Source organism: Ruegeria atlantica (assembly GCF_001458195.1).
Classification (GTDB): Bacteria; Pseudomonadota; Alphaproteobacteria; order Rhodobacterales; family Rhodobacteraceae; genus Ruegeria; species Ruegeria atlantica.
This window is the reverse complement of the sequence record NZ_CYPU01000033.1, coordinates 1-8,564: the sequence shown is the minus strand read 5'-3', so window position 1 is coordinate 8,564 and position 8,564 is coordinate 1. Positions and strand designations below refer to the sequence as shown.

The 8,564-nt window shown below is 51.8% G+C and carries 7 protein-coding genes and 1 tRNA gene; 4 read left to right on the top strand and 4 right to left on the bottom strand.

Going from position 1 to position 8,564, the window contains the following annotated elements; all coding sequences use genetic code 11:
- The first annotated feature begins 162 nt into the window (after positions 1-162).
- A tRNA-Met gene (locus RUA4292_RS09450) sits at positions 163-239 on the top strand.
- 503 nt (positions 240-742) lie between these two features.
- On the opposite strand, the gene RUA4292_RS09445 is transcribed toward RUA4292_RS09450, so the two are convergent.
- From RUA4292_RS09445 to gntH (RUA4292_RS09430), 4 genes are all read right to left on the bottom strand, one after another.
- Entirely contained in the window at positions 743-1,951 is a 1,209-nt protein-coding gene (locus RUA4292_RS09445; protein WP_145974926.1) for a HupE/UreJ family protein, read from the bottom strand.
- 55 nt (positions 1,952-2,006) lie between these two features.
- Positions 2,007-3,776: a hypothetical protein gene (locus tag RUA4292_RS09440; RefSeq protein WP_145974925.1), complete on the bottom strand. Its 1,770-nt coding sequence runs from the start codon at positions 3,774-3,776 to the stop codon at positions 2,007-2,009.
- Positions 3,727-4,536: a hypothetical protein gene (locus RUA4292_RS09435; RefSeq protein WP_199519999.1), complete on the bottom strand. Its 810-nt coding sequence runs from the start codon at positions 4,534-4,536 to the stop codon at positions 3,727-3,729. Before RUA4292_RS09435 ends, RUA4292_RS09440 begins: the two co-directional genes overlap by 50 nt.
- A gap of 69 nt (positions 4,537-4,605) precedes the next feature.
- Positions 4,606-5,934, bottom strand: coding sequence for a guanitoxin biosynthesis MBL fold metallo-hydrolase GntH (gene gntH, locus RUA4292_RS09430; RefSeq protein ID WP_058277374.1), 1,329 nt, complete (start codon positions 5,932-5,934; stop codon positions 4,606-4,608).
- A 111-nt stretch (positions 5,935-6,045) separates the two neighbouring features.
- On the opposite strand from gntH (RUA4292_RS09430), the gene RUA4292_RS09425 reads away from it, so the two are divergent.
- From RUA4292_RS09425 to RUA4292_RS09415, 3 genes are all read left to right on the top strand, one after another.
- The gene (locus tag RUA4292_RS09425) at positions 6,046-6,624 is read left to right on the top strand and encodes a TetR/AcrR family transcriptional regulator (RefSeq protein ID WP_058277373.1); all 579 of its coding nucleotides are present in this window, start codon (positions 6,046-6,048) and stop codon (positions 6,622-6,624) included.
- Between the two features lie 303 nt (positions 6,625-6,927).
- Entirely contained in the window at positions 6,928-8,184 is a 1,257-nt protein-coding gene (gntH, locus tag RUA4292_RS09420; RefSeq protein ID WP_058277372.1) for a guanitoxin biosynthesis MBL fold metallo-hydrolase GntH, read from the top strand.
- 196 nt (positions 8,185-8,380) lie between these two features.
- Positions 8,381-8,564: transposase (locus RUA4292_RS09415; RefSeq protein WP_082637063.1), on the top strand; the 184-nt coding region annotated here is incomplete at its 3' end.

Genomic DNA, 8,564 nt, shown 5'->3' with positions numbered 1-8,564 from the left:
GAAGTTAAGCACTGCCGCGCCAATGGTACTTGGGCTTAAGCCCCGGGAGAGTAGGTCACCGCCAAACCTAGAAAAATCCCACAATCAAACTTCTCTCTTACGATGAAAAAAACACTACCCGGTCTCAACTAGCCAAATAGGCGGTAGACCAACGCAAACTGTCGCGGGATGGAGCAGCCCGGTAGCTCGTCAGGCTCATAACCTGAAGGTCGTAGGTTCAAATCCTACTCCCGCAACCAGCGTCGCAGAACGGCCCGAAGCACATCGCTCCGAGGCCGTTTTTGTTTGCCCTAACGCCAGCAATCCTGCCAGTTCGCCAACGAGTTCAATCAAGAGTTTGCCATCGACCGGCAGCAGCCGAATCTCGGACAACAATCCTCGAATGATGGATGTCGCTTCAGTCTTCGTGGACGGGTTGTTCAACGCATCGCTCAAGTCGGCCACCTTTTCTTTGTAGAGATCTGCGTGACCGGGATGCAAAAGAACGGGTCGCTCCTGAGGCGAAGCGGACAGTTCGGTTTCTAACTCTTTCTTGCGGGCTTCGAGATCATCCATCTTCGCCTTCAAACTGGGATGGAACATACCCTCCGCAATAGCATCAACGAACTTGTCGATTTGCTTGGTGATCTTTGCCTGTTTTTGTTCGGTTTTGCTCTTGGATATCTCGACAGTCAGACGATTGAACTCCGTTTGGTACGCTGACACAAACTCGGAGATGAGGTTCGGATGCAGCATTACGGGATCAGAGAAAGAACTCTGCCCGTTCTACTACCCAAACCATTGCGATCAGACTTGCGGACGCAGCAACGACAGCGCGAGAGCTGACCCAGATGCGACCTGGTTTTTTGCGCAGCAACAACACCAAGGGCCAGATCAATAGAACGATGATGACTTGCCCAGCCTCAACTCCAACATTGAAGGCCAGCAAGCTGTGCCAAACGTTCGGAGCATCAACACGTAGAATCTGGTGCAACATGAAGGAGAACCCAAACCCGTGCAGCAACCCAATGCCGGATGTGATGGCAAAAGCCTTCAGGTCGCCGTGTCCTTTTTCTGGCGGCCAAACCGCCATCGCAGCTGCGTAGATTATTGAAAGTGCTATTGCCAACTCGACAGTTGGGATGAACCACTCTCCGCTTGGCGCGAAGCCAAAAAATCCTAAAATCAGTGTTACCGTGTGGCCCAAGGTAAAGCCTGTGACGCGGGCGAGAAGGCTGTGCAAGTTCAAAGCACCGATGATCATGCAAAGTACAAAGAGAACATGATCGGGACCTTCCAAAATGTGCCGAATACCTTCAAGAAAGAAGGTCGAAGCGGCTGCGGTCGCTGATCCGGAAACATCAACCGGCGTATGCATCAGGCCCCGCGCGCGAAACGTCCGAACATCCTGCCCGATGTAGTCGAGGATCAGGTTCGCCGTTTCTTCTTGTCCAGCAAGCCCCGGATCAGAAGTGTAGTTTAAACTGTATGCTCCAACTTCTCCCGTCATAAAGCGCAGATGTACGTCAACCATCACCTCGCCAACATAAATCTCCTCGCTTGTTGGAAACACATCTCTTTGCGTAAGTGCCGCGCGTGCCTCATTGAGCGTGGCAAATCCAGGTTCTTGCCCCAACGGGTGTAGTTTTATCGAAACGATTTCTGCTGCTTGTCGGTGACCGCCGATAGATAGCACAAAGCCTTTTTCGGCAATACGAGCCAGGCCGGTTGGATTTTTGTGAAATGCGACCTGATCCAAGTAGTGCATCAGCACACTGTTTTCGATCTGATTGTATGTGTACGGAGCCGGTGCAGGCAAACCGTCCGGGCCTTCGGGACCGACGAGCTCCGCAACCAAATACGGCATCGGAAGGCGCAAATAGACATCTAAGCCATCTTCCGAATGGGCCACATGATGAATGCGGACATTCTGGTTTAGATTAAAATGCGCCTCTGCTCTGTCAGCAGTCAAAAAGATCACTGCAAAAAAGAATGTGGCAAAAAACAACCTAACCACAAACACAGAATTATCCTCCTGTTTTGGCGCTGATAATCGTCAGGTCATCAAGCATCCAATGGTCGCCATGCCGCGAAACGTCTAGCAAGCCGCGATAAGAAACCGTTTGCCTATGTAGGTGCCCCCAATGACCGCCGCTTACACGGGCAGTCCAATTGGCGAGAACCTGATGCTGATTTCTTTCTTCGCCAGGCGCAAAGCTCTCGACGTTCAGGTCTGAAATCGCTTCGACACGAGCCATGGCCCCAAAGGGCAAGGTAACTGACAAGCCACGATGTATCTCCGCTTGAACCTTTTCGCGATTAAGTGCTTCGACATATGGCTCCATCGCCGCTACGGCATTATCATCTCGCGTCTCAAGCATCGTGGTTCCGATGTTGGTCAACAGCCCTCCCACGATTTGACGGGTCGCAATCTCATCTGGCTCAGGTGTTGTCGACAAATTGTTCAGCGAATATGTGACAATCGCAGCGGCACCGAATGCCCCGGTCAGGCCAAGCAAGATCAGACGCTGACCGTTTGTACGCTGCAACGAATAATAGGCGCATATCAAACACAGAAAACCCAAGCCGAACGCAATCGGTGGCACCTGTGTAACACCCGCGACTTTAACGACGACCGGGCTCGTTTTTGGGTTTTTCCAAGTTGTCAGGTGATTGTTCCAACTCACAGCTGAATCGGATGCATAAATCTGTGAGGGGATCGCCCCTGCCGGATCGGAGAGGGTTATCGGAATAACATCCAGCCCATCTGGGAAAAGCTCCCATGCCAAATCAACTCGGTGCGGCAAGGTCGCAACCGGATAGGAAAGGACAACACCCAATAGCATCGTCTTTCGGTTTGCCTCCGCTTCATCCGGAAGAACACGCAAGCCTTCGGCCCCAACTTCGATACGTGAAACCTGTACCGTTTCCGGTTTCACCGGCTTGCCGTCTACGGCTAGCGGGTTTCTAGTCGCAAGAAAGTCCGATACGCCAGACTTGATCCTGGCGACATCATCTGGAGTTAATCGCTCCGCGCCTTCAAAGTCCAAATCCGCCCAAGTTTCTAAGTCTGTCAAACGCAAAATGATCTCATGCCGGACGACACGCGGTTCCATGGCTAGGAACGACATCATCGGAGACTTGTGGTGGCGGGTGAGATTTGGGTTCTCAAACTTTGTAAACCACGGATCATCCCAATCTGGCAGCATTGTCTCAGCTTGAGAAAGGTAACGATAGTCTGTCACCGGAACACCCAAGTGCTCGGCCACAACGCCAAGTGAAGCCAATGGAATCCCGTCTGTGCTTAACGGAGGAATGAACGTGATCCGTTCAGGCTTGCCATTAAACGGAAACTCCATGTCCACGTAGACGACATTTTCGCTGCGCGGTCGTGGTCGATACTGAGCGCTCGATGCTGTTTGCCGGGAAATTCTGGGGCGCACATCAATCGTATTCGTTGTGCTGGTCAGTTCCTCTTCGTCTGCCCAGATCTGAAGGTTTCGACCCGTACGCTCGGCCAGTGACGTACCCGAACCATCATCTGGAATGACGAATATGGGATAGTCGTTCAAATCGACCTCAAGGAGAACCCTTACATGATCAGGCTGCACCGAAAGCTCAACAAAGTTCGGCGCGGTTTCTCCGCCGTAGGGGGACACGAGATCCGCAATTGATTGGCTTGCGCCAAACGCAAGGCTCACAAGCGACGAGCCCACCAATACCCACGTCTTGCTGTATTCGCCTATCCTAGAAATGAAACGCAACGGCAGCATAGACACCATTCTGGTCCACATCATAGGCAAACTCCCCGCCCGAGCGGTCAGTGGAATAGTCAATTCCGTAGAACTGATAGCCAAACCGCAGGGACGTGTTCTCCCAGCCTTTCCAGTCAAAACCAGCCAAAAGCAGGTATTGCAGGTCATCGCCATTCACGCCGAAGCCACTCAGTTCGGCACGGCTGGCGAAACTCCATTTGTCGTTGATTTCCATGACATAGCGAAGTGCGATCATCGGCTCGAACCATTCTTCTGTCCCACCCAACGTCATACCTGAGCCGGGGCCCGAAAGGTCGATCTCTTGTTTAAGCCGGTTCCACTGAACGCCAATTGCAGCGTCTGCTGCATAGCGTCGACCCGAAGCATTGACCCCGTTCGCAAATCGGTAGGCTCCCTGAACATTGAAAAAGGTTTGCCGGACATCGACATCGACGTCTACCCGTCCGCCTGGCAGGGTTCCATCTTCGCCAAGCCTAACATAGTACACCTCCGAGATGATCCCGAAGTCGCCATTCCAGCCTTCGTAACGTACCGAAGCTGCGCCTTGCAGCACGTCCAGCACCTCGCTCAGGCTCAGGTCCAGATCGACGCTTGTTCCATCTATAGTTGATGTGCCCGTGGTGCTGAGCGGAAGGAACAGATAAGGGGTGATCGAGTGCCGCCAACCACCTTCATCACTCTCAGATCTAGCAAGAGATTGAGCACTTACGGATTGCCCAATCGTGAATGCCACTGCAATCGCCATGGACAAGTGTCGTATGATCTTCGAACTGGTATTCATGCTACGGCTCCGATCCATTACGCAAGCGACCGGCGCACCCAAATGCGCTGCGCCGGCCTAAACAAATGTTCAATTGTCAGCCGGATAGGTAAATTCTTTACCCAGTACCTCTGAAGCTTCCTCATAGATCGGGCGAAGCACATCGTCGACGTCCCAGAAACCAGAGTTTGTGAAGTCGGAATATCTCATTGCCTCGATAGGCACGCCGGATTTTTCAGAATACGCGACGCGGTCCTCGTCATTGGGGAGTTCAGCAGGAGCGGCCGAAGGGGGTGCCCAAGTGCGCTCCTCTGTCACCGCCATGCGCACCGTAATCTCATCCTTCGTGACGTTCCAGACCATGAAATCGTCCGCAAGGCTCAGAGGTCCGTCGTAGGTCTGCCTAATGCGCTCATAGACGTTGGTGCTTGTGTCGAAGTCGTTGAAGAAGTGATAGGCAACAGCAATGCGCGGTTTCACCTCGTTCATAATCTTACCAAAAGCTTCAGGCGCAGTATGAACCTGAGTACCGACAAGCAAGGCGGACTCGGGAGTGAAATTCATCTTTGCAACCAGATCAGGTACCGCCACAAAGCACTCGTGGATAGCGATGTCCGCGTCCTTTGCGTATTCGATGAACCACTTGTTGGGGTAAGAATCTGAACTGAAGACGAACTTCAGATTGTTCCACTCCAATGAGTAACTGACTGGGCCGTCGAGCGAATGGATCGCTGGAAAAGAACGGATCACAACACCGTTCTCTTCGTACACGATTTCGTTCTCGCCCCTATAGTCGAACTCGTTCACCTCCATGGTGAATCCGCGGAAATCAATCAGTCCTGCACGGCCCGACAGATCCCAGGTCAGCATCTTTTGCATGTGCTCGATCGCATATGCCGTGCCCAGTTCTTCGACCGGCCCGCTTGGGCCCCATACACGCAGCGGAACGTTCCGCCCCATAAGTGCGCCACCAATGAAGAGGTCGTGTAGGGCTCCGAAATGGTCCGTGTGCAAGTGTCCGATGAATACCTTGTCGAGATAATTGTAGGGTATTTGCAGTGATGAGATCCGCTCTGCCGATCCAGAGCCGATGTCAAAGAGGAATTTGTCGCCGTTGCCAAGCTCCACAAGGAAGCACGCCGCGGCCTGCGCTGCGCGCGTTGTCGGCATACCCGTTCCGCAGGCGACGACCCGCATTTCGTCCGCGGCCAAATCTTCGGAGTTGGGGTAATAGACATCGCGTGGCCGGTTACGCACCATTGTTGGTGACACTTCCAGTTCATCCTTACCAGTTTCCTGCGCTTGGGCGGTGCCGAAGATCCCGACATTTTGTGAAGTTTCATGTTGCAGGGCGCTCAACAAAGCTACACTTAAACCGCCAACCAGAACACCGAGAATTATTGCATGTTGCGTCTTCATTTTTCACCCCCCAAAATTGGCAACAGAATTGTGTGTACCAAGTTATGTGGAAAAAAGTTAGCATAACTGTACGATATCGTCTAGCCGATGCCGTGTGGTTGAGAGTGACCTATGTCAGATTTAAAAAAAGTTTCGCGAGGGTTCTCAAGGAAAGACTGGCTTGAAGCTGCTCTTGAGATGATGGGGGAAGGCAGTCTGGCGGACTTAACAATCGAGAAGTTATCCAAACGCCTAAAGGTCGCAAAAAGCGGTTTCTACTGGCACTTTGGCAATCGTCAGGCACTGCTGGATGAGCTGCTAGAATACTGGGCTGAAGATCTTACGGCAAACCTAACTCAAGACCGTAATCTTCTCTCGCTCGATCCTAAAGATCGCTTAACAGAAGCATCAAAGGCTATTCTTCGCTTCGACTTAGCAAGGCACGACTTAGCCATTCGACATGCTGCCGAAAAGGAAGAAAAAATTGCGAAAATTGTGCAAAGAGTTGCAGAGGCTCGCCTCGATTTCATAAGACGCGCATTTTCCGAACTCGGGTTTGAGGGCGATGACTTGGAGATGCGGGCTATGCTCTTTGTTGGCTATCACACTTGGGAGCACACGACCTTCAAGGGCGTATCCAAAGAGCGCCGCAGAGAATTAATCAATTTACAAATTGACCTTTTAACAAGCGGATTGCCGACTGAAAAGTAATCGGGAAGGCAAATTGTTTTGTACACTCTGCTAGTAGGCATTCCAGTGAGTAGAATGTACATTTTTTTGCCCTTGGGGTTGAGTCCAGTGGTCCGCTTTGGGCTGCCATTAGCCTATCCGCACATAGCAAAGAATGATTACTTTGAGCCGACAGCAGGAATTGGCAAATGGTTGTCCATCCCGCCGTAAAATTTCAATTTCAACTTAGGTGTTGCCAGATGCATTCTAAAATTGCGATCCTTTCATGAGTCGTATCCGCGCAAATGATCATTTTGCTAGGTTCCTTGTTGGGGGAGATTATCAATGATGCATTCGGAGTCTTATTTTCGAACAGTGGTACTTAGCGCTGGGATTTTTGCGGCCTCGGCCACCATTTTGATTGCGGAAGACCAAGGTCCTTCTGAATGGTCAAGAACCGAACCTTACCCTAGTCAAACTGTCTATTATCCTGGAACTGAAACCCTTGGTCCTGACGAAATGCGGGTCATCGCCTGTGGAACCGGAATGCCTCAACCACGTCTGAAACAAGCTGCTGCGTGTTTTTTAGTCGAGTTGGGCAATGGTGAAAAATTCATCTTCGACATGGGTGAAGGATCATATGAACGGATCATGGCCCTTGGAATTCCCTTGGACCAGCTGGACAAGGTTTTCTTGGGTCACTTGCACCTCGATCATGCAGGCGACTTTCCGGCGTTCTATTTCACTGGCCCTGTGAATAACCGACTGACGCCTGTTCGTCTTTGGGGACCCGAAGGGATAAAGCCCGAATGGGGCACCAAGGCGTGGGCGGATCACATGATGAAAATGTGGGCGTGGGAAGAAGCAACTCGGGGAGCGGCCGTCGATCCACGTGGACTGAAACTAGAAGTGAACGAATTTGATTGGAAAGCTGTGAACAACGTCATTTTTGACGAAAACGGAGTTCAGGTCAGAACACTACCAGCAATTCACGGTGAACAGGCTGTAAGTTTTCTACTGGAATGGAATGACCTCAAATTTGCCTTTTCTTCCGACACACTTCCGACGCGCTGGTGGAGAGAGCACGCGGACGGTGCGGATCTTGCCATCCACGAGTGCTTTACTCCTCCGGAGTTTATGATCGAGAAATACGGATTTGAACCATCAGAGGCCATTTTTGTGGGATCGCAAGGGCATACTGCCGCACAAGCATTTGGGAAGATCATGTCTGAAACGGAGCCGCGATTGGCGGTCTGCTATCACTTCCAAAACGATCATGACATTGCTCTGGCCGTCTATTCGGCAATCCGGGAGACATATAGTGGCCCGTTGGACTTGGCGGCTGACTTCATGACATGGAACGTGACGAAAGACGAAATCCGCACCCGCCAAGGTGTACCCAATGAAGAGTCTTTCCCAGCACCAGTTCAGATGGCGAAGCAACCACCGGACTCGGCAGCGGAATTCCCGTTTTCTGAATTCGATCTAGAGAGTATGGACCTTGGAGCCGCTGAAGCCACAAACGACATGATCGAAGCTTTCAACGAGCGCTCTGGAAACGATGAGGTAGGGGCTTATACGAGCCTACCGTTCAAGGAATAGCACACAAAAACTCCACGCTGGTCTATTGCTTAGGTTTTAAAGGGCCGCCCTGTCCGCTTATTGGTATTTGCAAAGTCCAGTTGCGAATGTCTGCTGGGGGCTGGAAGTTGCCATCGGAGCCGCGGCAATCCAACGTCTGCTGAGCCTCCCCATTTGAATGGGCCCACCGTTAAGATTAGGAAACGGAGGACCAAGAATGGCAAACAAGCGACCGAAGCCGGAAGAAATTGTCTCGAAGTTGCGGCAGGTTGAAGTTCTGATGGGGCAAGGGATGCCGCGTCTGGATGCGATCAGACAGATCGGCGTTGTGGAGCAAACCTATTACCGCTGGCGCAAGCAATATGGCGGAATGGGTGTAGACCAATTGAAGGAACTTAGGC

Bases quoted from the DNA above. Each gene is read 5' to 3' on its own strand.
- RUA4292_RS09440 (WP_145974925.1), bottom strand. From the start codon at position 3,776: ATGATGTGGACCAGAATGGTGTCTATGCTGCCGTTGCGTTTCATTTCT.
- RUA4292_RS09435 (WP_199519999.1), bottom strand. From the start codon at position 4,536: ATGAATACCAGTTCGAAGATCATACGACACTTGTCCATGGCGATTGCA.
- gntH (WP_058277374.1), bottom strand. From the start codon at position 5,934: ATGAAGACGCAACATGCAATAATTCTCGGTGTTCTGGTTGGCGGTTTA.
- RUA4292_RS09425 (WP_058277373.1), top strand. From the start codon at position 6,046: ATGTCAGATTTAAAAAAAGTTTCGCGAGGGTTCTCAAGGAAAGACTGG.
- gntH (WP_058277372.1), top strand. From the start codon at position 6,928: ATGATGCATTCGGAGTCTTATTTTCGAACAGTGGTACTTAGCGCTGGG.